Raw genomic sequence first — 22,320 nt, forward strand, 5'->3', positions numbered from 1 at the left:
TTGTGGTTTGGGCGCTTCGGCGTCGAGTAAACCGCCGTGACACCCCGCACGGTGGTGGTTGCTGTACCAAAACGGAGAATCGAATGAAATTTTCAGCCTTGCGCCGTCTGGCGCTCAAGGGCGCGGCCGTGTGCGCCGTCGCCACCACCGCTTTTTCAACTTCCACTGCCTTTGCCAACGACGCCGTGCTCCGCGTTTCGGCCATTCCCGACGAAGCGCCGACCGAGCTGCAACGCAAGTTCGCCCCGCTCGGCAAATACCTCGAAGCGCAGACCGGCATGAAGGTCGTGTTCACGCCGGTATCCGACTACGCCGCCGTCGTCGAGTCGCTGGCCACCAAGAAGCTCGACCTTGCCTGGCTGGGCGGCTTCACCTTCGTGCAGGCCAAGATCCGCACCAATGGCACGGCCATTCCCATCGTCCAGCGCGAGGAAGATGCCAAGTTCACCTCCAAGTTCATCACCGCCGACCCGGCCATCAAGTCGCTGGCCGATCTGAAGGGCAAGACCTTCGCCTTCGGCGCGCCGTCCTCCACCTCCGGCAGCCTGATGCCACGCTTCTTCCTGCAGCAGGCCGGCCTGAATCCGGAAAAGGATTTCAAGAACGTCGCCTTCTCCGGCGCACATGACGCCACCGTTGCCTTCGTCGCCGCCGGCAAGGCCGAGGCCGGCGTGCTCAACGCCTCGGTGTGGGACAAGCTGGTCGAGGCCAAGAAAGTCGATAACGACAAGGTGCGCGTCTTTGCCACGACGCCGACCTACTTCGACTACAACTGGACGGTGCGCGGCGATCTCGATCCGGTCGTGATCAAGAAGCTGACCGACGCCTTCCTCAAGCTCGATCCGGCCAACCCGGAACACAAGGAAATCATGGCGCTGCAACGGGCCTCCAAGTTCATCCCGACCAAGAAGGAGAACTACGACGGCATCGAGAAAGCTGCGCACGCCGCCGGCCTGCTGAAGTGAGTTTTTGCCTCGACGGCGTGGGGCTGACCCACGCCAACGGCTTCACCGCGCTGGCCGGGATTTCGCTGCAAGCGAAGCAGGGCGAGCGCATCGCCCTGATCGGCCCTTCCGGCGCTGGCAAGACCAGCCTGCTGTCGGTGATCGGCACAGCGCTGGCGCCGACGGCCGGGCGGGCGACGGTGCTGGATTTTGCCGATTTTGGCCAGTGCACCGCGCCCCAACGGAAGCACCCTTGGGGTGCAGCAGCACTCCGTCATTTGCGCAGCCGGATCGGCACGGTGCATCAAGCGCCGCCCATTCCCGGCCGCCAGCGCGCCGTCACCGCCGTGCTGGCGGGCAAGCTGGGCCAATGGCCGGCGTGGAAGTCGCTCGCTTCGCTGCTCTACCCGCTCGACCTGCCCGGCGCGCGTGCGGCACTGGAGCGTGTCGATCTGGCCGACAAGCTGTTCTCACGCTGCGACCAACTGTCCGGCGGCCAGTTGCAGCGCGTCGGCATCGCCCGCGTGCTCTACCAGCAGCCCGATCTGATGCTAGCCGACGAACCGGTTTCCGCCCTCGACCCGGCGCTGGCGCTGTCAGCCATCCGCCTGCTGACGGCCGATGCCGAAGCGCGTGGCGCAACCCTGGTCGCTAGCCTGCATGCGGTCGATCTGGCCCTTGGCAACTTTCCGCGCATCATCGGCGTCAAGGCCGGCCGCATTGCCTTTGACCTGCCCAGCGAGCAAGTCAGCGTGCCCATGCTGCACGAGTTGTACGCCAGCGAAGGCGAGCAACTGCCCATCCAGGCGCACGAATCGCACCTGCTGCCGCAAGCCGCCGCCAACGACGCAGCGACGCGTGCTGCCTGTTGCTGAGTTGCCGATGGACCGCCAGCACGACGCCGCCGCCCGCCCGCGCCTGCTTGGCGCACTGACCGCGCTCGTTGTCCTCTGGCCTTTGTTCCAGGCCGCCGAGGTCAAGCCTGGTGCGCTGTTCGACGCCGGCAACCTGAAGGTCATCGGCAACTTCCTCGGCGCCTTCCTGCCGCCGGAAACGGGGGCGGAATTCCTCGGTTTCCTCGGCAAGGCGACACTGGAAACGCTGGCCATCGCCACCGCCGGCATGGCGCTCGCCTTCGCGCTGGCCGTGCCGCTCGGCTATCTGGCAACGGCGGCCGGGCGAGAGACGGCCACGCTCAATCCGCTCACGCGCAGCCTGCTCACCGTGCTGCGCGGCATTCCGGAGCTGGTCTGGGCGCTGGTCTTCGTCCGTGTCTTCGGCCTTGGCCCGGCAGCCGGCGTGCTGGCGCTTGGTCTCACTTACGGCGGCATGCTGGCCAAGGTCTATGCCGAAATCCTCGAATCGGTCGATGCCGCGCCTGCCAAGGCGCTGCGCCAGAGCGGCGCCAGCCGGCCGCTGGCCATCCTCTACGGCCTGATTCCGCAAGCCGCCAAGGAACTGGCGTCCTACACCGTCTACCGTTGGGAATGCGCCATCCGCGCCTCGGTGGTGATGGGCTTCGTCGGCGCCGGCGGCCTCGGCCAGCTGATGGATCAGGCCATGAAAATGCTCAACGGCGGCGAAGCGGCCAGCATCCTGCTTGCCTTCATGGCCTTGGTCTTTGCCGCCGACGGCCTGTCGCAATGGCTGCGTCGCGCCCTCGATACGCCGCCAGCCAACCGGCCGTCGCCCTTCGGCTGGCGCAGCGCGCTGGTCGGTGCAGCCGCGGCGCTCGGCATTATCGCCAGCTTCCGTTTTCTGGAGATCGGCTTCGGCGAACTGTTCACCGCCGACGCCGCGCGCAGCATGGGCGAATTCGTCGCCGGCTTCTTCCCGCCCGACCTCTCGGCGGAATGGCTGGCCAAGGTCGGCAAGGGCGTTTGGGAAACGCTGGCGATTTCGGTCGTCGGCACGCTGCTCGCCGCCGTCGCCGGCCTGCTGCTGGCGCTGCCCAAGCCGCACGCGCCCTTCGGCTTTCTGCTCAACACCCTGCGCTCGGTGCCGGAACTGGTCTGGGCCACCATCACCGCGCTGGCCGTCGGCCTCGGCCCCTTCGCCGGAGCGCTGGCGCTGGCGCTACACACCGCCGGCGTGCTCGGCCGCCTCTACGCCGAAGCCCTCGACAACGCGCCACCCGCACCGGCGCAAGCCCTGCGCCTGGCCGGCGCACCCGCCGGCTTGCCCTTCCTCTACGGCACGCTGCCCGGCGCCGCGCCGCAACTGATCGCCTACACCCTCTACCGCTGGGAAATGAACATCCGCATGGCGGCCATCCTCGGCTTCGTCGGCGCCGGTGGCCTCGGCCAGCTGCTCTATTTCGAACTCTCGCTCTTCCACTACGCCCAGGCGGCGACGGTGATCGGCGCGATGCTGCTGCTGTCGATTGCGGTGGATCAGACGAGTACCTGGCTGCGGCGGCGCATGGGCTGACTTTGCCTCGGTTTTCGCCCATTTCGGGCCGTGCACCGCAGCATTTGGACTAACGCTTTTAGAAGCGCCACATAAATCTTGTAAGACCTTGAGTTAATCGGCGATATGGCGGATTCGCGGCGGCTTGTCATTATTGTCAAATAATGACAAATGGTTTGCTCGGCCTGCGAAATCAGGCCATACTCCCGCCCCGCAATTTATGCGGTTCCTATAACTCAAGGGAGAAAACGATGTTCAACAAATTGGTACTGATTGGGGTTTTTAGTGCGCTGGTCACGGGTTGCGCTTCCGTTCCGATGGAAAGCAGCGAGGCATCCGCCAAGGCGAAGCGCTTTGCACCTCCATCGCAAGGCCAGGCCGGCCTCTATATCTATCGCACCTCGGGTGTGGGTGGTGCGCTCAAGAAGGACATCATGGTTGATGGAAAGTGTATTGGCGAGTCTGCACCCAACGTCTTCTTCTATGAAGAAGTCAAAGGAGACCAAGAGCACACCATCGCTACCGAATCCGAGTTCTCCCCGAACGAGATCAAGCTGGCTGTCGCCAGCGGCATCAATTACTTCATTCGCCAGTACATAAAGATGGGCGTTTTCGTCGGCGGCGCCAATCTGGAAGTGGTGGACGAGGCTCAGGGCAAAGAGGCCGTCCAAGGGCTCGAAATGGCTAAAAAAGGCACCTGCGGCGGATAAGTCTCCCCGTTGGTCTCAAGTACTGCCCGGCTTGACCGGGTAGTGCTTGATTCGATGTGTAAACTTGTCGTTGGTGCTGCGTCACACGACAACCTGAACTCGGACACTCCCGCTGAAGGGACGCTCGGCGTATAGTTCGCCTCCCGTTGTCCTGTCATCCCCGTTCGGGAAATCCGATCATGCCGTTGCCGACTTACGATCCTGCCGATTACGCCGCTCAACTTGCGACCAAGGTCGCACATTTTCGCGATAACTTCGCCGAATTGGGTGTGGGCGAACCGGCGGTGTTTGCCTCCGAGCCGCGCCATTACCGCATGCGGGTCGAGTTCGGTGTTTGGCACGACGGTGACAAACTCGATTTCACCATGTCCGATCCGGACGATCCGAAGCAGCGGGTATTTCTTGATACCTTTCCGCCGGCGGCGGCGCGCATCTGTGAGGTGATGCCGCTGCTGCGCGAGCGACTGATGGGCAGCGAGGTGCTGCGTCGTCGCTTGTTCCGCGTTGATTTTCTCGCCACCTTGAGCGGCGAATTGCTGATCACGCTGATCTACCACCGCAAGCTGGCCGAAGATTGGGAAGCGGTGGCGCGCGCATTGGCGGGCGACTTGAACGTGCAGATTCTCGGCCGTAGCCGCGGGCAGAAGGTCGTGTTGGAGCGCGACTGGGTGCTGGAGTCGTTTGAACTGAACGGCCGCCAGCTGAAATACCAGCAGGTCGAGGGCAGCTTCACGCAGCCGAACGCCGGGGTGAATCGCCACATGCTCGGTTGGGCCTGCGCCCAGGCCAAGGATTTCGGCGGCAATCTGGTCGAGCTGTACTGCGGCAACGGCAATTTCACCATTGTGCTGGCCCCGCTCTTCGAGCGCGTGCTGGCCACCGAGGTGAGCAAGACCTCGATTCACTCGGCGCAATACAACTTGGCGGCGAATGGTGTGGACAACATCCAGTTCGCCCGCCTGTCGGCCGAAGAGTTCAGCGCTGCGCTGGCCGGCACCGAGCAATTCCAGCGCCTGAAAGACATCGACCTCGATGCCTTCCGCCAGGCCACGCTTTTCGTCGACCCGCCGCGCGCCGGGCTGGACCCCGCCACCGTCGAACTGGCTCGCGGCTTCGACCGCATCCTCTACATCTCGTGCAACCAGGAGACGCTGCGCGACAACGTGCTGGCGCTGGCCGACACCCACCGCATCGCTGCCTCGGCCGTCTTCGACCAGTTCCCCTACACGCACCATCTGGAGTGCGGCGTGGTGTTGGTGCGGCGTTAGGATGCTGTTTTTCGCTTATCTGGAGTGACCGCCATGCAAAAAATCCTGATCATCGTCCATGCTCCCCCCTACGGCTCCGAGCGCTGCTTGTCGGCGCTGCGTCTGGCGACTGCGCTGGTCGGCCATGACGACAAGCCGCAGGTGAAGGTTTTCCTGATGTCCGATGCCACGGTGCTGAGCCTGCCCAATCAGGTGGATGGCGCGACCAACGGCTTGCAGGGTATGGTTGAGAATCTGGTGGCGCAGGGGGTCGAGATTCGCTCCTGCCGCACCTGCGCGCTGGCGCGTGGCATTGCCGAATTGCCGTTGATTCCCGGCGTGAGCATCGGTACTTTGGTCGAGTTGGCGCAAACCACGCTGGACGCCGACAAGGTCATCACCTTCTAAGCTTCGGCGGGCCGTTGTGCGCCGCGGGGCATGCCACCTGCGGTGCACCGGCTAAAATCGCCATTTTTCACCGGACACCCCCGCCATGACTTTCGCTGCCCTCGGCCTGGCCGAACCGCTGCTCCACGCCCTTGCCCAGCTCGGCTACAAGACGCCGACCACGGTGCAGCAGCAAGCGATTCCCGCCATTCTGGCCGGGCGCGATGTGGTGGCGGCAGCACAGACCGGTACCGGTAAGACGGCGGCTTTTGCGCTGCCCATCCTGCATCGGCTGGCCGAAGAAGAAACACCGGTCGGCGAAAACCTTGTCCGGGCATTGGTGCTGGTGCCGACGCGCGAGCTGGCGGAGCAGGTGATGGAGAGCTTCCGCCAGTACGGCGCGGGCTTGCCGCTCTCGGTGTATGCGGCGTACGGCGGGGTCAATCTCGGGCCGCAGTTGCAGCGCCTGCAACAGGGCGTCGATGTGCTGGTGGCGACGCCGGGGCGGTTGATCGACCTGTTCACCAAGGGCGCAGTGAAGTTTCGCGAGTTGCGCACGGTGGTGCTCGATGAAGCCGACCGCATGTTCGACCTCGGCTTTGCCAACGATCTCGACATTCTTTTCTCGGCCCTGCCGCGCCAGCGCCAGACCTTGTTGTTCTCAGCGACTTTCCCGCCGGCCATTGGCGACCTCGCCGGCAAGCGGCTGAAGAAGCCGTTGCGCATCGAGGCTGCGCCGCGCAATACGGCGGCCAAGAGTGTCAAGCAATGGGTCGTGCCGGTGGACAAGAAGCGCAAGACCGATCTTTTCCTGTTCATGCGCAAGGATCGCGACTGGCGGCAGGTGCTGGTCTTCGTCAAAACGAAAAAGGGCTGCGACGAGCTGGTCGAGCGCCTGAGCACCAAGCAGATTCCGGCCGAGGCCATCCACGGCGATCGCCCGCAGGCCTCCCGCCTGAAGGCACTCGAAGCCTTCAAGGCGGGCGAAATCGAGGTGCTGGTGGCGACCGATGTGGCGGCGCGCGGCATCGATATCGACGGTCTGCCGCTGGTGATCAATTTCGATTTGCCGCTGCAGGCCGAGGACTACGTGCACCGCATCGGCCGCACCGGCCGTGCCGGGCAGGCGGGGGAGGCGATATCCTTCGTTGCCGCGGACGAGGCACCGCTGCTGGCCGCCGTCGAGAACCTGCTCAGGAAGGCCCTGAGCCGCGATGAGGAACCCGGCTTCGAGCCCAAGCATCAGGTGCCGCCGACCGGGCCGAATGCCGTGGCCAAGCCCAAGCCGGCGGTGAGCAAGCCGAAAGCCGGCGGGCGGGGCGGGCCGTCCAACTGGGTCGATGAATTCTCCGACAACAAACCGGGCCGGCGCGGACCGGGGCGGGGCGGTTTCGGCGGGGCGCGCAAGCCGGCCGGCAAGCCGCGTGGGCGCTAAGTCGAGCCTGGTTTTTTGCCCGTTTTGGCCAGTGCACCGCAGTAGTTATTCAAAGTGGGACATTTTGTCCACATAAAACGCTGTTTGGACAAAATGTCGCGCTTTTGCCGCACCCTGTAAAACCGCTTCCCTATTGTTCAATCACTTAGCGGCTATGGCACGGTCGTTGCCCTGATCTTCCGTTGCGACAAGGAGTCGCATACGGAGGAAAAACTCATATGAACATGAACAGGCGGCAGTTCTTCAAGGTCTGCTCCGCCGGGCTGGGAGGGTCGTCCATCGCGCTGATGGGCTTCTCACCGAATGCGGCCCTGGCGGAAGTACGTACCTTCAAGCTGGCCCGCGCGACCGAGACACGGAACATTTGTCCGTATTGCTCGGTTTCCTGCGGGGTTCTCATCTATTCGACCGGTGACAAGTCCAAGAACACCCCGGCCGAGATCATCCACATCGAAGGCGACCCGGACAATCCGGTCAACCGCGGTACCCTGTGCCCGAAGGGCGCCGGCCTGCGCGACATGGTGCAGAGCGCCAATCGTCTGAAGTGGCCGGAAGTGCGCGAGCCTGGCTCGGCGGAATGGAAGAAGATTTCCTGGCAGGAAGCCTTCGACCGCATCGCCAAGCACATGAAGGCCGACCGCGACGCCAATTTCCTGGCCCAGAACAAGGACGGCGTGACCGTCAACCGCTGGACCAGCACTGCATTCCTCGCATCATCGGCAGCACCGAATGAGGCCGGCTACCTGACCGTGAAGACGATTCGCGCGTTGGGGATGACCTCGATCGATACCCAGGCGCGCATTTGACACGCTCCCACGGTGGCCAGTCTGGCTCCGAGTTTTGGGCGTGGTTCGATGACCAACCATTGGGTTGATATCAAGAACGCCGATCTGATTTTCGTCATGGGCGGTAACCCTGCCGAAGCGCACCCGTGCGGCTTCAAGTGGGTGATCGAAGCGAAGAAGAACCGCAAGGCCAAGCTCGTGGTCGTTGACCCGCGCTTCAACCGTACGGCCTCGGTTTCCGATTTCTATGCGCCGATCCGTCCGGGCTCCGACATCGCCTTCCTCGGCGGCGTCATCAATTACCTGCTGTCAAACGACAAGATCCATCACGACTATGTGAAGGCGTATACCAACGCGTCCTTCCTGATCAACGAAGGCTTCAACTTCGAGGATGGCATCTTCACCGGCTACAACGACGAGAAGCGCAGCTACGACAAGGCGACCTGGTCCTACCAGCTCGACAAGGACGGCTTCGCCAAGGTCGATGAAACCCTGCAGGACCCACGTTGTGCCTTCCAGCTGATGAAGGCCCACTACGCCCGCTATACGCCGGACGTCGTGGCCAAGGTCTGCGGCACGCCGAAGGACGCTTTCCTGAAGGTTTGCGAATACATCGCCGAAACGGCCGCGCCGAACAAGACGATGACCAACCTGTACGCGCTGGGCTGGACCGAGCACTCCGTCGGTTCGCAGAACATCCGCTGCATGGCCATCATCCAACTGCTGCTCGGCAACATGGGCATGGCGGGCGGTGGCATCAACGCGCTGCGCGGCCACGCCAACGTTCAGGGCATCACCGACTTCGCGCTGTACGCGCAGAACCTGCCGGGCTACCTGGCCGCGCCGTCTGACGCCGAACCGGACCTGAAGACCTTCCTCGAGAAGAAGACGCCGAAGATGCTGCGTCCGGGTCAGATGAACTTCGGCCAGAACCTGCCGAAGTGGTACGTCAGCCTGCACAAGGCCTGGTGGGGCGATGCCGCGACCAAGGACAACGGCTTCGCCTACGACTTCATGCCCAAGCTGGCCGGTGCTTCCGACGTGCTGTCGATCTTCGACCAGATGTACCAGGGCAAGATCAACGGCTTCCTGTGCCAGGGCTTCAACCCGCTGGCTTCTGTCGCCAACAAGAAGAAGGTGGGCGATGGTTTGGCCAAGTTGAAGTACATGGTGGTCATGGACCCGCTGGCGACCGATACCTCCGAGTTCTGGAAGCCGCATGGCGAGTTCAACGAGGTCGATCCGAGCAAGATTCCGACCGAAGTCTTCCGCCTGCCGACCACGCTGTTCGCTGAAACGTCCGGTAGCTTCACCAACTCCGGCCGTGTCATCCAGTGGCGCTGGAAGGCCGCCGATGGCCCGGGCGATGCCAAGGACGATACCGAAATCATGGCCACGCTTTTCCTGAAGCTGAAGGAAATGTACGCCAAGGATGGCGGTGCCTACTCGGAGCCGATCCAGAAGCTGACCTGGGCTTATCGCCAGCCGACCAAGCCGTCGCCGGAAGAGCTGATGATGGAGTTCAACGGCAAGGCATTGGCCGACGTGCTCGACCCGAAGGATCCGACCAAGGTGCTGGTCAAGGCCGGCGACCAACTGCCGAGCTTTGCCATGCTGCGCGACGACGGTTCGACCACCTGCGGCAACTGGATATACTGCGGTGTCTGGTCGCAGGCCGGCAACCTGTCGGCGCGGCGCGACAACGCCGATCCGTCAGGTTTGGGCCAAACCCTGAACTGGGGCTTCGCCTGGCCGGTCAACCGCCGCATCCTGTACAACCGCGCTTCCTGCGATCTCTCCGGCAAGCCGTGGGATCCGAAGCGGACCGTGCTCAAGTGGCTGGGCGACAAGTGGGGTGGCAACGATGTCCCCGACATGCGTCCGGATGCCGCGCCCGACCAGAATGTCATGCCCTTCATCATGACCGGTGAAGGTGTGGGGCGTCTGTTCAGCCTCGGCCTGATGAACGAAGGTCCGTTCCCGGAACACTACGAGCCGTTCGAAAGCCCGCTAGACACCAACCCGATGCACCCGAAGAACCCGAAGGCCCGCGCCAACCCCGCGGCCCGCGTGTACAAGGGCGACATGGAGGCGTTCGGCACGGCCAAGGACTTCCCGTATGTGGCGACCACCTACCGCCTGACCGAGCATTTCCACTACTGGACCAAGCAGAGCAAGATCAACGCGATCATGCAGCCGGAACAGTTCGTGGAAATCGGCGAGGAACTGGCGAAGGAAAAGGGCATCGCTGTCGGCGACCGGGTCAAGGTCCGCTCCAACCGCGGCTTCATCAAGGCCGTGGCGGTGGTGACCAAGCGTATCAAGGCGCTGGATGTGGATGGCAAGAAGGTCCACACCATCGGCATCCCGATCCACTACGGATTCAAGGGGGCGACGAAGCCTGGCTTCATCACCAACACCCTGACGCCGTTCGTGGGCGACGCCAATACGCAGACGCCGGAGTACAAGGCGTTCCTGGTCAACATCGAGAAGGCATAAAGGAGAGCTGATATGGCACTGCAATCGCTAGACATCAAACAGCGCTCCGCGACCACGACGCCGGCCCCGCAGGCTCGCACGACGGTCGAGATCGCCAAGCTCATCGACGTGTCCGCCTGTATCGGCTGCAAGGCCTGCCAGGTGGCATGCTCGGAGTGGAACGACATCCGCGACGAAGTCGGCAACTGCCACGGCGTCTACGACAACCCGATGGACCTGACGGCCGATTCTTGGACCGTCATGCGCTACACCGAGGTCGAACAGAACAACAAGCTGGAGTGGCTGATCCGCAAGGATGGCTGCATGCACTGTTCCGACCCCGGCTGCCTGAAGGCCTGCCCGTCGCCCGGCGCCATCATCCAGTACGCCAACGGCATTGTGGATTTCCATCAGGAAAACTGCATCGGCTGTGGCTACTGCGTGACCGGCTGTCCGTTCAACGTACCGCGCATCTCGCAGAAGGACAGCAAGGCCTACAAGTGCACGCTGTGTTCCGACCGCGTCGCCGTCAACCAGGCCCCGGCTTGCGCCAAGGCCTGCCCGACCGGCGCCATCCAGTTCGGCAGCAAGGAAGACATGAAGGACTACGCTTCCAAGCGCATCACCGACCTGAAGGAACGCGGCTACGACAAGGCTGGCCTGTACGATCCGGAAGGCGTTGGCGGCACGCACGTCATGTACGTGCTGCACCATGCCGATCAGCCGAATCTGTACGCCGGCCTGCCGGCCAACCCGTCGATCAGCCCGCTGGTCTCGCTGTGGAAGGGCTTCGCCAAGCCGCTCGCCACGCTGGCCCTGGCCGGGGTGGCACTGGGCAGCCTGTTCCACTACGTCACCAAGGGTCCGAACGAGGTCTCGAAGGAGATCGAAGACGAGATCGAACGTGAAGACAAGGAGGAAGCCAAATGATCCGCGATCCGAAAGACCTGCAACGCTATAACGCGTCCGAGCGGGCCAATCACTGGGTAGTGGGCATCAGCTTCATCCTGCTCGCACTGTCCGGTCTGGCCTTCTTCCATCCGGCCTTCTTCCCGCTCACCCAGCTGTTCGGCGGCCCGGTCTGGGCCCGCATCATCCACCCCTTCCTCGGGGTGCTGATGGCGGTGTCCTTCCTGTCCATCTTTCTCCGCTTCAAACATCTGAACAAGATGACCCCGGCGGATAAGGAATGGCTGGCCAAGGCCAAGAACATGGTGGACGGCAACGACCACGACATGCCGGAACAGGGCAAGTACAACGGCGGCCAGAAAGTGATGTTCTGGGCGCTCGCCGTGTGCATGCTGCTGATGACGGTGTCCGGTGTCTTCATCTGGCGTGCCTACTTCGGCTTCGACATCACCGTGGTCCGCCTCGGTGCCGTCGTCCATGCCGCAGCAGGTGCCGTGATGATTGCGCTGATCATGGTCCACGTCTATGCCGCCATCTGGGTCAAGGGCACCATCCGCGCCATGTGGTACGGCACGGTCACCCGCGCCTGGGCCAAGCAGCATCACCGTGGCTGGTACAGACAAGTCACCGGCAAGTAAGACGACAGGGCAGGGCCGCTTCGGCGCCCCTGTCCCGTTCGCAACAGGTTTTAGCTTTACCTTGCGTTTAGGGGGCTCTGCAGCCAATATCGGTGCATCCCCCGTTTTTTAGATACGAGCATTGGACGCCCATTTTTGCCACCAATGCCAGGCTCAGAGACAACCCATGCAAACCCAACCGATCGACTTTCATCCGCCGACCGAAGACGCCGCGCCTTTCCTGCTGCCGGTCCCGGCCAGCCTGTTTTCCGAACGGGCCGATCGTTTCGAATTCCTCGCCCAGAACCACAGCCTGGGCGACTGGCTGGTCTTCCTCGGGCGCCTGACGCGCGCCCAGCACGAGGTGCTGAAAGGCTTGCCCGACCTGCCTTTGCCCGATGCCGCCAAGCTTGAGCTGGCACGCGAGCACCGCATGCCGCCGCTCAATGCCCAGTCGCTGGCCCGCCCGGCTGCCTGGCGCTTCGCCCTGCAACAGCTCTGCCTGCGCTTGCAGGACGATGCACCGGAAGGTGCGCAGCTCGCGTTGAAAGCGCTCTTTTCCTCGTCCGAGGAGCAACTCGAAAAACTGGCCGACGGCCTGCTCGGCGGCGAGCCGGACATGGATTCCGCGGCGCAGTTGCCCTTTGTCGCCGCCGCCCTGCAACTGGTCTTCACCAAACTGGCCAGCCAGCTCGATACCAGCCATCTGCAGACCCAGGATGCCCACAACGTCTGCCCCTGTTGCGGCAGCCCGGCCGTGGCCAGCATCCTCCGCCTCGGTGCAGCGATCAACAACCTGCGCTACCTGCATTGCAGCCTGTGCAACACCGAGTGGAACGTGCCGCGTGCCGTCTGCACGAGCTGTGGCTCCGACAAGGAGGTCGCGCTGCACGAACTGGAAGGCAGCAACGGCGAGGTGCGCGCCGAGACCTGCGACGCCTGCAAGGGCTACCTGAAAGTGGTCTATCAGGAGAAGGACCCGCGAGTCGATCCGGTGGCCGACGACCTTGCCACGCTGGCGCTCGACCTGCTGGTCGACGAGGCCGGCTACGAGCGCACCGGCCCCAACCTGCTGCTGATCGGTGCCCATAGCGCCTGACCCACTCATTCCCATCAACCTTTCTGCCCGGTCCGGGTGAAAGTCATGAACGAAAACAGACGTCTGCCCGCGGTTGACCGCGTTTTAAGCCAACTTTCCGAACTGATCGAAGCGCACGGTCGCCAGCTGGTGACCGGCTGCGTGCGCGCCGAACTGGCCGCCGCCCGCGAAGGGCTCAAACACGGCCTGCCGCTGCCCGAAGAATCGGCGCTGCTTGCCGCCATTCGCCGCCGCGCTGACGAGGCCGGGCGCGCCAACCTGCGCGCCGTGTTCAACCTGACCGGCACGGTGCTGCACACCAATCTCGGCCGCGCCTTGCTTTCCGAGGAGGCCATCGCGCTGATGGTCGAGGCGGCGCGTTCGCCCTGTGCGCTCGAATATGACCTTGCCTCCGGCGGGCGCGGCGACCGCGACGATCTGGTTTCCGGCCTGCTCGCCGAACTGGTTGCCGGCGGTTCGCCGGACGTGGCGGCGACCATCGTCAACAACAACGCCGCCGCCGTATTGCTCAGTCTCAATGCGCTGGCGCAGGGCAAGGAGGCGGTGGTGTCGCGCGGCGAACTGGTCGAGATCGGCGGCGCCTTCCGCATCCCCGACGTGATGCGTCGGGCACAGGTCAAGCTGGTCGAGATCGGCACCACCAACCGCACGCACGCCAAGGATTACGCCGAGGCCATCGGGCCGAAGACGGCGCTGCTGATGAAGGTGCATACCAGCAATTACGAGGTGACCGGCTTCACTGCTGCGGTGCACGAGGCGGAAGTGGCAAAAATCGCCCACGCCGCCAATCTGCCTTTCCTGGTCGATCTTGGCAGCGGCACGCTGACCGACTTCGCCGCCCTCGGCCTGCCGCCCGAACCGACACCGCAACAAGCGCTGGCGGCGGGGGCGGACATCGTCACCTTCTCCGGCGACAAGTTGCTCGGCGGCCCACAGGCTGGCCTGATCGTCGGCCGCAAGGACCTGATCGCCAAGATCAAGAAGAATCCTCTGAAGCGCGCCCTGCGTGTCGGCAAGACGACGCTGGCCGCGCTGGAAGCGACCCTGCGCCTGTATCGCGATCCGGATCGCCTGGTTGAGCGCCTGCCGACCTTGCGCCTGCTGACCCGGCCGGTGGCCGACATCACGGCGCTGGCCGAGCGCGTGCTGCCGGCAGCGCAGGCTGCGGTGGGCGAGTTGGCGACGGTCTCGGTGCAGCCGTGCAGCAGCCAGATCGGTAGCGGGGCCTTGCCGGTCGAGCGCCTGCCGTCCGCGGCCTTGGTCTTCAAGCCGACCGCGAAGAAGCCGGGCAAGACGCTGCTCGCGCTGGAGGCGGCCTGTCGCGGCCTGCCTGTGCCGGTCATCGGCTACATCCGCGACGACGCCTTCCATCTCGATCTGCGCTGCCTGGAAGCGAAGGACGAGGCGCGCTTCGTTGCCCAGCTGGCCGAACTGAAAATCTAGTATTCCGGAAACGGCCTCGTTGGGCGGTCTGTGTACCGCCCGCCGTTCCCGATCCTGCCCGCGAGGGCGACCCTGTAAATCCAGGCATCTCCGTGTCTGGATGGTTTTTCGAATGGAGACGACATCGTGAGCTTGAACCGACGACAATTTCTTGCCGCCGGCGCGGCCTTGGGGGCGACGGGCGCATTGGCCCAGCCGACCAGCCCGCTGCCTTTCCTGATCAACATGCAGGCCGACCCGCTGCTGCCCAAAGCCAAGGGCAAGCGCGTCGTGATCTGCGGCGGCGGCTGGGGCGGCGTGTCCGCCGCCAAGCATCTGCGCAAGCTTGATCCGACGCTGGACGTCGTGCTGCTCGAACGCAACCCGGTCTTCTTCTCCTGCCCGATGAGCAACAAGTGGCTGGTCGATGTGGTCGATACGCAGTTCCTGACCTTCAGCTACCTGCCGGTGGCGCAGAAGTACGGCTATACCTTCATCCAGACCGAAGTCACCGGCTTCGAACGCGACAGGAAGCGCGTCATCACGGCGCAGGGCTGGCTCGATTACGACTACCTGATCGTCGGCGCTGGCATCCGCTACAACTACGAAACCTGGTTCGGCAACGACCGCAAGGCGGCGGATTACACCAAGGCCATGTTCCCGGCGGCCTACATTCCGAATGCCGAGCACTTCCGCCTGAAGCAGAGCATCCAGAACTTCACCGGCGGCGACCTGGTCATGACCCTGCCGCCGCCGCCGCATCGTTGCCCGCCGTCGCCCTACGAGCGCGCCTGCCTGATCGCCGGCCTGTTCAAGCAGCGCAAGATCAAGGGCAAGGTCATCATCCTCGATCCCAAGCCGAGTCCCGCGCCGATCACCGGCGGCTTTCAGGAAGCCTTCACCAATCTGTACAAGGACCAGATCGTCTACGTGCCCAAGGCGGTGATCAGCGAAGTCGACCCGTTCAACAAGAAGATCAAGACGGCGGCTGGCGACTTCACCTTCGACCATTCCATCTTGATGGCCCCGCACCAGGCCGGCGACATGGCGTGGAAAGCCGGCGTCATCGGCAAGAACGAGGAAGGCAAGCCGACCGGCTGGGCCGGCGTCGATCCCTTCATGCTGAACATGAAGGACGATCCCGACACCTACGTGATCGGTGATGCGGTCGGCGTCGTTTCACCGCTCTTCCGCTTCTACCCGAAGGCCGGCCACGTCGCCAACGCGCACGCCAAGATCGTCGCCAAGTACATCGCCGAACGGGTCAAGGGCCGCGAGCCGAAATACGCGCTGCCGGACAACCTGTGTTTCATGATGGTCAATACCGAGCCGCGCGAAGACATCGCCGTGCGCTTCAAATACTGGGTCAACGACAAGGGCGTCATCGTGCAGGACCAGGATGACGACAACCTGCGCCGCGACGAGCTGGTGACCGAAGACTTCGCCTGGGCCGGGCGCATGTACGAGGACATGTTCGGCTGATCGCAAACGCGCCCGGCCAGATGGCTGGGCGCATGCCAGAATAACGTTTTGTACCCCCTGTATTCGCCATCCATGTCCCGCTTCCTCTTCCTCAACGCCACCACCCGCGAACCCGGCCATGTCGGCAACAGCGAAACCCTGGCCCGCCACGCTGCGGCCAGCCTGCCTTCGGGCTCCGAACAAATCTGGTTCAAGCTGGCCGAACTCGAGCAGCCGCCTTTCGTCGACCTGCGCCATACCGCTGGCACTTATCCGATGCCATCGGGCGACATGAAAACCCTGCTCGACGAAACCCTGGCCGCCACCGACCTCGTCTTTGTCTCGCCGGTCTATTGGTTCTCGGTGCCGTCGCCGCTGAAGACCTACCTCGACCACTGGAGCGGTTGGCTGCGCGTGCCCGGTGTCGATTTCAAGGAAAAGATGGTCGGCAAGCGCCTGTGGGTGATCAGCACCAGCGGCAACCGCGAACGCGCCCAGCCGATGTTCGACAGCTACCGCCTGTGTGCCGAGTTCCTCGGCATGCAATTCATGCCGCCGCTCTGGGGCAAGGGCGGCGCGCCGGAGGCCGTACTGGCCGATGGCGAGGCGCTGGCTGCTGCGGCCGGCTATTTCGCGGCCCGATGACTGCCATGGTCGTCGAGCACCTGTTTTTGAGTCCGCAGCGCGGTGCACCGCAGCAGGCGTGTGCGCAGCTTGAACTGCGTGCCGGGCAAGGTGTTGTTGGCGACCGTCATCAAGGCCGGACCGATTGGTCGGGACAGAATCTGACCTTGGTCGAGGCCGAGGAAATCGAGGCTTTCTGTGCGTTAAGCCAGCGAGAAGTCGATTGGTCGCTGACCCGGCGCAACGTGGTGACACGTGGCCTGCGGCTAAATGATCTGGTCGGCAAGACCTTCCGTCTCGGCGATTGCCTGTTGCGCGGCGTCGAACGCTGCGAACCTTGCCGGACTCTGGGGCAGCGCCTGGAGAACACTGTACTCACCGGGCCGCAGGTGGTCAGCCATTGGCTCGGTCGGGGCGGCTTGCGGGTCGACGTATTGCGCGGCGGTACCCTGCGGATCGGCGACATTCCCGAAATCGTGGAGGGCGGGGCATGATCATTGGCACCGCGGGCCACATCGACCACGGCAAGACCACGCTGGTCAAGGCGCTGACCGGGGTCGATTGCGACCGCCTGAAGGAAGAGAAGGCGCGCGGCATCACGTTGGACCTCGGCTATGCCTATACGCCGATGCTCGGTTTCATTGACGTGCCGGGCCATGAAAAGCTGATCCACAACATGCTGGCCGGCGCGACCGGGATCGACTTCGCCCTCCTCGTCGTGGCGGCGGATGACGGCCCGATGCCGCAGACGCGCGAGCATCTGGAGATCATCGAACTGCTCGGCATTCGGCGCGGCGCGGTGGCGCTGACCAAGATCGACGCTGCTGCGGTGCACCGGCAAAACGAGGCAAAAACCGAGATCGAGCAATTGCTGGCTGGCACCGCGCTGGCTGGCGCAGCGATCTTCCCGGTGGCGGCGACCACGGGCGAGGGCATCGCCGCATTGAAATCCCATCTCGAAGCGGCCGCCGCTGAACTGGGCGAGCGTCGTGCCGAAGGCGGCTTCCGCCTGGCGGTCGATCGCTGCTTTACCTTGTCCGGGGCTGGGACGGTCGTCACCGGCACGGCCTTCGCCGGCGAAGTGAAGGTCGGCGATCAATTGCTCCTCAGTCCGCCGAACAAGCCGGTGCGCGTGCGCAGCCTGCGCGTGCAGGATGCGCCGGCCGAATCGGGCCATGCCGGGCAGCGCATCGCCCTGGCCTTGGCTGGCATCGAGAAAAGCGAGGTAACGCGCGGCCAGTGGATCGTCGCACCGGCCTTGCACGCGCCGGTCCGGCGCCTCGACGCCAAGGTGCGCGTGCTGTCCGGCCAGCCGGCCCTCAAACACTGGACACAGGTGCATCTGCATCTGGGGGCCGAAGACGTGCCGGCGCGCATCGCGCTGCTCGGTGCCGATGAAATCGCGCCAGGGGGCGAGGGGTGGGCGCAACTGACGCTGGAGCGCGAGATCGGCGCCCTGGCTGGCGATCGATTCATCCTGCGCGATGCCTCGGCCCGTCACACCATCGGCGGCGGTCGGGTGCTCGACATCTTCCCGCCCAACCGCAAGAAGCGCAGCGTCGAGCGCCTGGCCATGCTCGCGGCGCTGGCCGATCCTGATCCCGGTGTCGCCCTGTGCCTGGCCGCCGAGCAGCAGCCGGCCGGCGTCGAACTCGCGCCGTACGCGCTCAATCGCAACCTCGATGCCGATACGCTGGCGGAGCTGTGCCGCCGCCTCGGCCTGATCGTGGTCGGTGGCACCGCCTTCGCGCTGCAAGGCTGGCAGGAATTGGAAGCTCGCCTGCTCGCCGCACTGGCGGCCGAGCACGAACGCGCCCCGGACATGCCCGGCGTCGAACGCGACCGCCTGCGCCGGCTGACCCTGCCAACGCTGTCGCGCCCGGCCTTCGACGCCTTGCTCGCCGCGCCGCTGGTCGATGGCCGCATCGCCCAGACGCACGCCTGGCTGCACCTGCCGGAACACCGCGTGCAACTGGCCAAGGCCGACCACGATCTGTGGCAGACGTTGAAGCCCTTGCTCGCCGCCGAGCCCTACGCGCCGCCGCGCGTACGCGACGTGGCCAAGGCCACCGGTGTGGCCGAAGACACCGTGCGCGCCCTGTTCAAGTGCGTCGCCCGTTTTGGCGAGGCTTACCCGGTGGCGCACGATCATTACTTCACCGCCGAGGCAGTGGCCGACCTGGCCCGCCGCGTCGCTGCGCTAAGCGAACGCGATGGCCACGCCCGCGCGGCGACCCTGCGCGACGAGATTGGCGGCGGGCGAAAAGTCGCCATCCACATCCTCGAATTCTTCGACCGCATCGGCTACACTCGCCGGGTGCGGGATACCCACGTTCCACGTGGAACGCCCGAACAATTCGGATCATGAACAACGGAAGGAATCGCTCCCCGGTGGGACGGACGGTCTTCAAAACCGTCAGGACCTGTCAGACAGGTTTGGGTAGGTTCGACTCCTGCTTCCTTCCGCCAATTGCCTAGCCGCGCAAAAGCCTGCAGTTCACGGCTTGGATGACCGTCGCCTCAGGCTATCGGCAGCAGCATGAACAGCTTGATCACCATGGCGTTGGCCAGGTCGATAAAGAAGGCACCGACTATCGGTACGATCAGAAAACCCAGCCGGGAGGAGCCAAAACGTTCGGTGACGGCCTGCATGTTGGCGATCGCTGTCGGCGTCGCGCCCAAGCCAAAACCGCAATGTCCTGCCGCGATCACCGCCGCATCATAGTTGCGCCCCATCACCCGGAAAGTCACGAAGATGGCATAGAGCGCCATCAGCGCTACCTGCCCAAGCAGGATCCCGAACATCGGCAAGGCAAGACTGGCCAGCTCCCACAAGCGGAGCGACATGAGCGCCATGGCCAAAAACAGGGCCAGCGAGACATTGCCGAGGACGGAAACTGCCCGCTCGAAGACGGCATACCAACCCAGGAAACTCAGCCCGTTACGTAGGAGCACACCGACAAACAGGACACAGACGAAGGACGGCAGTTCCAGCCAACTCCCGGTCAGCGTACGCGCAATGCTTTGTCCTCCAAGCAGACAAATGGCGATCAGGGCCAAGGTTTCGATCAGCGCCGGCGCGGTAATCAGGCGAACGGCGGCCGGATTTTCGAATTGTCCGGGGGCATCTGCATCCGTTTGACACGGGGCGTTGGCGGGGAGCCTGGCCATGAGCAGACGGGCGACCGGCCCCCCCAGCAAACCGCCGAGAACTAGGCCAAAAGTCGCCGAGGCCATGGCAATCTCGCTGGCCGAGCTCATCCCGTATTTCTCGGCAAAAATTTTGCTCCAGGCCAGGCCCGTGCCATGGCCGCCAGAGAGCGTGATCGACCCGGCCAGGAGCCCAAGCAAGGCAGATTGCCCCTGTACCACGGCAAGCAGGATACCCATGAGATTCTGGGCCATCAGAAAGCCAACGACCACCAGCAGGAAGCGGAACATCGGACGGCCACCCCGCCGCAGGGTGGCGATATCCGCGTTCAGGCCAATGCAGGCGAAGAAAGCCAGCATCATTGGCGTACCCAGTGTGTTGTCAAAACGGACTTCAATCCCGCTCATGCTATTCAGGCACCAGATTCCCAGCGCGACCAGCAGGCCGCCGACCACCGGCTCCGGCACACTGTAGTGACGCAGGAAGGCCACGCGAGCAAGCAGCTGCTGGCCGAGCAAGAGGACCAGCGATGCGGCAACCAGTGTTCCATAGATATCCAGATGCATACCATCCTCCGATTCGTCTGCTGCCGTTCCCTCTCCTCGCGACACCGGGAGGTTGTTTGTCATATTACTGTTCTGCCGATGGGGTGACCAGTCAGCTCCGGCTGCGGGGAAGGCAAGCGACAGCGCTGCTGGTAACATAGACGCCTCCCACGCACCACGCTGGCTGCGCTCCCTGCGGCAACCGTACCCGACATGGCTCATACCCCGTTTTCCGGCATCGTCCCTGATGATCGACTCTATTGCCCGCAGTACGACATGTGGGTCCAACCGCAAGCCAACGGCGAGCTCCTGATTGGGGCCACGGCTTTCGGGGTTTTCCTGGCTGGCGAAATCATTGCCTTTACCAGCAAGCCGAAGGGCGCCGAGGTCGATTTTGGCCGTGGGATGGGCACGGTCGAGTGCCGTAAAACGGTATTGGCGGTGCATGCCCCGGTTTCCTTCGTCTTGCTCGAAGGCAACGAGGCGGCCGAGGAGCGGCCGAAGCGGGTCAACGACGATCCTTACGGTGCCGGCTGGATGGCACGCGTGCGGCCGACGCGATGGGCCGAGGAGAGAGGAAGCCTGGTCGATGCTGCGGTGTACCGCGCCCATGTGCTGAAAATCGAGCCGGAGGCCACTTTTGCCTGACAAACTCGCCTTTTTGATCTGGGCCGCGACGCCGGATCGTCCCGATCTGGTGGTGACGCCGCTGGTCCATGCGCTGGCGGCGCGGGCGCTCGATGCCGAGGTCGAACTGCATTTCGCCGGGCCGGCGGTGCGCTGGCTGGTCGAGGGGGTGGCCGGCTCAGCCTTTGCCACGCCAAACCGGGAAAAATCGGTGGCCGATTTCTTTCGCGAACTGCAAAGCGAAGGCGTCGCCTTCTTCGCTTGCGGCATGGCGCAGGCGGCCTGGGTCGGCGAGGGGGAAGAACTGATCGAAGTGGCCCGCTCGGCCGGCGCGACGGCCTTTGTTGCCCGTTCGCTCGATTCGGCTTGGCGAACCCTGGTCTTTTGATGACGCATCCCGACATTACCGGCGTTATCCTGGCCGGCGGCCTGGGCCGGCGTATGGGCGGCGTGGACAAGGGCCTGCAGTTACTGGCTGGCAAGCCGCTGATTCGTCATGTGGTGGAACGGCTGGCACCGCAGGTGGGGACGCTGCTGATCAACGCCAACCGCAGCCTGCCCGATTACGCCGCGCTCGGTTATCCGGTGGTGGCCGACACCATTCCCGATTTCGCTGGGCCGCTGGCCGGTTTGCATGCCGGTTTGGCGGCCGCGGATACGCCTTGGGTGCTGACCGCGCCCTGCGACTCACCGCACCTGCCGCTCGATCTGGCCGAGCGCCTGCTGGCCGGCGCCATGGCGCAGGGCAGTGAACTGGCCATCGCGCGCTCGGAGGGGCGCTTGCATCCGGTCTTCTGCCTGTGTCGTAGCGGTTTGCGCGGTGGGCTGGAAGCCTTCCTGCACGGCGGTGGCCGGCGGGTCATGCAATGGTGCGAGGAAAACGGTGTGGCCATCGTCGATTTCGACGACCAGCCGACGGCCTTTCGCAATTTCAATACGCTGGAAGATCTGCAGGCTTGATCAGCCGCGCATGTCGGTACGCTTCGAGGTTTTCTTGACCAGACCGCTGTTCAGGTCGAAATGGACCATGAAGTAGGCCTCGCCGGTTTTCGGCGTGTCTTCGAAATGCCACTCCCAGATATCTTCGCCGAGATTGTCGAAGACCACCTTTGAGGCCGGGGCACCAAGCAGGCGGCGAACCTGTTCAGGTGTCAGGCCGGGCTGGATTTGGGCGAAGGTTTTTTCGTTGACGACCTGATCCATGGCGCTGACCACGTCCCTGCTGTCGAAGCGAATCATGTAGCAGGTGACGCCGGCAGGTTGCCGTGAGTATTCCCAGGTTTTGGTCCCATCGTCGTTGCGATGGACGAATCCGGGTTCGCCCATGTGCTGGCGCACTTCCGCAGCGGTCGTCACACCGGGGCGAATCTGCGGCAGGTTGACAATGTCGCAGGCGGGAAGCAGGGCCGCGATCAGGGCACTGCCGGCGGCGCGTAGCCAGCGGGGAAGGTTCATGATGCCTCCGTGGGG

The 22,320-nt window shown here is 64.0% G+C and carries 21 protein-coding genes and 1 tRNA gene; 20 read left to right on the forward strand and 2 right to left on the reverse strand.

The features are described 5' to 3' along the window. Positions 1-83 precede the first annotated feature (83 nt). From WIF35_RS12110 to WIF35_RS12190, 17 genes are all read left to right on the forward strand, one after another. Positions 84-965: a putative selenate ABC transporter substrate-binding protein gene (locus tag WIF35_RS12110; RefSeq protein WP_412478471.1), complete on the forward strand. Its 882-nt coding sequence runs from the start codon at positions 84-86 to the stop codon at positions 963-965. Next, positions 962-1,819 (forward strand): phosphonate ABC transporter ATP-binding protein, encoded by an 858-nt coding sequence (locus WIF35_RS12115; RefSeq protein WP_412478472.1) that lies wholly within the window; start codon positions 962-964, stop codon positions 1,817-1,819. Before WIF35_RS12110 ends, WIF35_RS12115 begins: the two co-directional genes overlap by 4 nt. After that, positions 1,803-3,374 carry a phosphonate ABC transporter, permease protein PhnE gene (gene phnE / locus WIF35_RS12120; protein ID WP_412478473.1) on the forward strand — a complete coding sequence of 524 codons (1,572 nt, stop codon included), beginning with the start codon at positions 1,803-1,805 and terminating at the stop codon, positions 3,372-3,374. Before WIF35_RS12115 ends, phnE begins: the two co-directional genes overlap by 17 nt. Positions 3,375-3,604: 230 nt before the next feature. Continuing rightward, entirely contained in the window at positions 3,605-4,063 is a 459-nt protein-coding gene (locus WIF35_RS12125; RefSeq protein ID WP_412478474.1) for a DUF2846 domain-containing protein, read from the forward strand. 179 nt (positions 4,064-4,242) lie between these two features. Next, entirely contained in the window at positions 4,243-5,331 is a 1,089-nt protein-coding gene (gene trmA, locus WIF35_RS12130; protein WP_412478475.1) for a tRNA (uridine(54)-C5)-methyltransferase TrmA, read from the forward strand. Positions 5,332-5,364: 33 nt separating this feature from the next. After that, the gene (locus WIF35_RS12135) at positions 5,365-5,718 is read left to right on the forward strand and encodes a DsrE/DsrF/TusD sulfur relay family protein (protein ID WP_412478476.1); all 354 of its coding nucleotides are present in this window, start codon (positions 5,365-5,367) and stop codon (positions 5,716-5,718) included. Positions 5,719-5,803: 85 nt separating this feature from the next. After that, positions 5,804-7,132 (forward strand): DEAD/DEAH box helicase, encoded by a 1,329-nt coding sequence (locus WIF35_RS12140; protein WP_412478477.1) that lies wholly within the window; start codon positions 5,804-5,806, stop codon positions 7,130-7,132. Between the two features lie 218 nt (positions 7,133-7,350). Continuing rightward, a complete protein-coding gene (gene fdnG / locus WIF35_RS12145) occupies positions 7,351-10,416 on the forward strand; it encodes a formate dehydrogenase-N subunit alpha (protein ID WP_412478478.1) in 3,066 nt (1,021 codons plus the stop codon). Positions 10,417-10,428: 12 nt separating this feature from the next. Next, the gene (fdxH, locus tag WIF35_RS12150) at positions 10,429-11,325 is read left to right on the forward strand and encodes a formate dehydrogenase subunit beta (protein WP_412478479.1); all 897 of its coding nucleotides are present in this window, start codon (positions 10,429-10,431) and stop codon (positions 11,323-11,325) included. After that, positions 11,322-11,942, forward strand: coding sequence for a formate dehydrogenase subunit gamma (locus WIF35_RS12155; RefSeq protein ID WP_412478480.1), 621 nt, complete (start codon positions 11,322-11,324; stop codon positions 11,940-11,942). The genes fdxH and WIF35_RS12155 overlap by 4 nt, the downstream gene beginning before the upstream one ends. Before the next feature lie 166 nt (positions 11,943-12,108). Beyond that, positions 12,109-13,020 carry a formate dehydrogenase accessory protein FdhE gene (gene fdhE / locus WIF35_RS12160; RefSeq protein WP_412478481.1) on the forward strand — a complete coding sequence of 304 codons (912 nt, stop codon included), beginning with the start codon at positions 12,109-12,111 and terminating at the stop codon, positions 13,018-13,020. Positions 13,021-13,065: 45 nt separating this feature from the next. Then, positions 13,066-14,463: an L-seryl-tRNA(Sec) selenium transferase gene (gene selA, locus WIF35_RS12165; RefSeq protein ID WP_412478482.1), complete on the forward strand. Its 1,398-nt coding sequence runs from the start codon at positions 13,066-13,068 to the stop codon at positions 14,461-14,463. 126 nt (positions 14,464-14,589) lie between these two features. After that, complete coding sequence (locus WIF35_RS12170; RefSeq protein WP_412478483.1) at positions 14,590-15,924, forward strand: NAD(P)/FAD-dependent oxidoreductase; 1,335 nt, start codon at positions 14,590-14,592, stop codon at positions 15,922-15,924. 72 nt (positions 15,925-15,996) lie between these two features. Beyond that, entirely contained in the window at positions 15,997-16,548 is a 552-nt protein-coding gene (locus tag WIF35_RS12175) for a flavodoxin family protein (RefSeq protein WP_412478484.1), read from the forward strand. Then, positions 16,545-17,021, forward strand: a complete 477-nt coding sequence (locus tag WIF35_RS12180) for an MOSC domain-containing protein (protein WP_412478485.1) — start codon at positions 16,545-16,547, stop codon at positions 17,019-17,021. The genes WIF35_RS12175 and WIF35_RS12180 overlap by 4 nt, the downstream gene beginning before the upstream one ends. Beyond that, positions 17,018-18,895, forward strand: coding sequence for a selenocysteine-specific translation elongation factor (selB, locus tag WIF35_RS12185; protein WP_412478486.1), 1,878 nt, complete (start codon positions 17,018-17,020; stop codon positions 18,893-18,895). Before WIF35_RS12180 ends, selB begins: the two co-directional genes overlap by 4 nt. A gap of 5 nt (positions 18,896-18,900) precedes the next feature. Continuing rightward, positions 18,901-18,996, forward strand: a tRNA-Sec gene (locus WIF35_RS12190). 51 nt (positions 18,997-19,047) lie between these two features. Here the strand turns inward: WIF35_RS12190 and gltS are convergent. Next, positions 19,048-20,307, reverse strand: coding sequence for a sodium/glutamate symporter (gene gltS, locus WIF35_RS12195; RefSeq protein WP_412478487.1), 1,260 nt, complete (start codon positions 20,305-20,307; stop codon positions 19,048-19,050). A gap of 129 nt (positions 20,308-20,436) precedes the next feature. Between gltS and WIF35_RS12200 the strand changes: the two genes are divergently transcribed. The 3 genes from WIF35_RS12200 to mobA are packed head-to-tail and all read left to right on the forward strand — an operon-like array spanning position 20,437 to position 21,810. Then, positions 20,437-20,871 (forward strand): glycine cleavage system protein H, encoded by a 435-nt coding sequence (locus tag WIF35_RS12200; RefSeq protein WP_412478488.1) that lies wholly within the window; start codon positions 20,437-20,439, stop codon positions 20,869-20,871. Next, on the forward strand, positions 20,864-21,238 hold the full coding sequence (locus WIF35_RS12205) for a DsrE family protein (RefSeq protein WP_412478489.1): 375 nt from the start codon (positions 20,864-20,866) through the stop codon (positions 21,236-21,238). The genes WIF35_RS12200 and WIF35_RS12205 overlap by 8 nt, the downstream gene beginning before the upstream one ends. Then, entirely contained in the window at positions 21,238-21,810 is a 573-nt protein-coding gene (gene mobA / locus WIF35_RS12210) for a molybdenum cofactor guanylyltransferase MobA (protein WP_412478490.1), read from the forward strand. The genes WIF35_RS12205 and mobA overlap by 1 nt, the downstream gene beginning before the upstream one ends. On the opposite strand, the gene bamE is transcribed toward mobA, so the two are convergent. Further along, on the reverse strand, positions 21,811-22,305 hold the full coding sequence (gene bamE / locus WIF35_RS12215) for an outer membrane protein assembly factor BamE (RefSeq protein WP_412478491.1): 495 nt from the start codon (positions 22,303-22,305) through the stop codon (positions 21,811-21,813). Positions 22,306-22,320: the final 15 nt, after the last annotated feature.

It is taken from the genome of Azonexus sp. IMCC34839 (assembly GCF_047047955.1).
Lineage (GTDB): Bacteria > Pseudomonadota > Gammaproteobacteria > Burkholderiales > Rhodocyclaceae > Azonexus.

Excerpts from the sequence above, each read along its gene's own strand:
- WIF35_RS12110 (WP_412478471.1), top strand. The coding sequence starts at position 84 with ATGAAATTTTCAGCCTTGCGCCGTCTGGCGCTCAAGGGCGCGGCCGTG.
- WIF35_RS12125 (WP_412478474.1), top strand. The coding sequence starts at position 3,605 with ATGTTCAACAAATTGGTACTGATTGGGGTTTTTAGTGCGCTGGTCACG.
- trmA (WP_412478475.1), top strand. The coding sequence starts at position 4,243 with ATGCCGTTGCCGACTTACGATCCTGCCGATTACGCCGCTCAACTTGCG.
- WIF35_RS12135 (WP_412478476.1), top strand. The coding sequence starts at position 5,365 with ATGCAAAAAATCCTGATCATCGTCCATGCTCCCCCCTACGGCTCCGAG.
- WIF35_RS12140 (WP_412478477.1), top strand. The coding sequence starts at position 5,804 with ATGACTTTCGCTGCCCTCGGCCTGGCCGAACCGCTGCTCCACGCCCTT.
- fdxH (WP_412478479.1), top strand. The coding sequence starts at position 10,429 with ATGGCACTGCAATCGCTAGACATCAAACAGCGCTCCGCGACCACGACG.
- WIF35_RS12155 (WP_412478480.1), top strand. The coding sequence starts at position 11,322 with ATGATCCGCGATCCGAAAGACCTGCAACGCTATAACGCGTCCGAGCGG.
- fdhE (WP_412478481.1), top strand. The coding sequence starts at position 12,109 with ATGCAAACCCAACCGATCGACTTTCATCCGCCGACCGAAGACGCCGCG.
- selA (WP_412478482.1), top strand. The coding sequence starts at position 13,066 with ATGAACGAAAACAGACGTCTGCCCGCGGTTGACCGCGTTTTAAGCCAA.
- WIF35_RS12175 (WP_412478484.1), top strand. The coding sequence starts at position 15,997 with ATGTCCCGCTTCCTCTTCCTCAACGCCACCACCCGCGAACCCGGCCAT.
- WIF35_RS12180 (WP_412478485.1), top strand. The coding sequence starts at position 16,545 with ATGACTGCCATGGTCGTCGAGCACCTGTTTTTGAGTCCGCAGCGCGGT.
- selB (WP_412478486.1), top strand. The coding sequence starts at position 17,018 with ATGATCATTGGCACCGCGGGCCACATCGACCACGGCAAGACCACGCTG.
- gltS (WP_412478487.1), bottom strand. The coding sequence starts at position 20,307 with ATGACAAACAACCTCCCGGTGTCGCGAGGAGAGGGAACGGCAGCAGAC.
- WIF35_RS12200 (WP_412478488.1), top strand. The coding sequence starts at position 20,437 with ATGGCTCATACCCCGTTTTCCGGCATCGTCCCTGATGATCGACTCTAT.
- mobA (WP_412478490.1), top strand. The coding sequence starts at position 21,238 with ATGACGCATCCCGACATTACCGGCGTTATCCTGGCCGGCGGCCTGGGC.
- bamE (WP_412478491.1), bottom strand. The coding sequence starts at position 22,305 with ATGAACCTTCCCCGCTGGCTACGCGCCGCCGGCAGTGCCCTGATCGCG.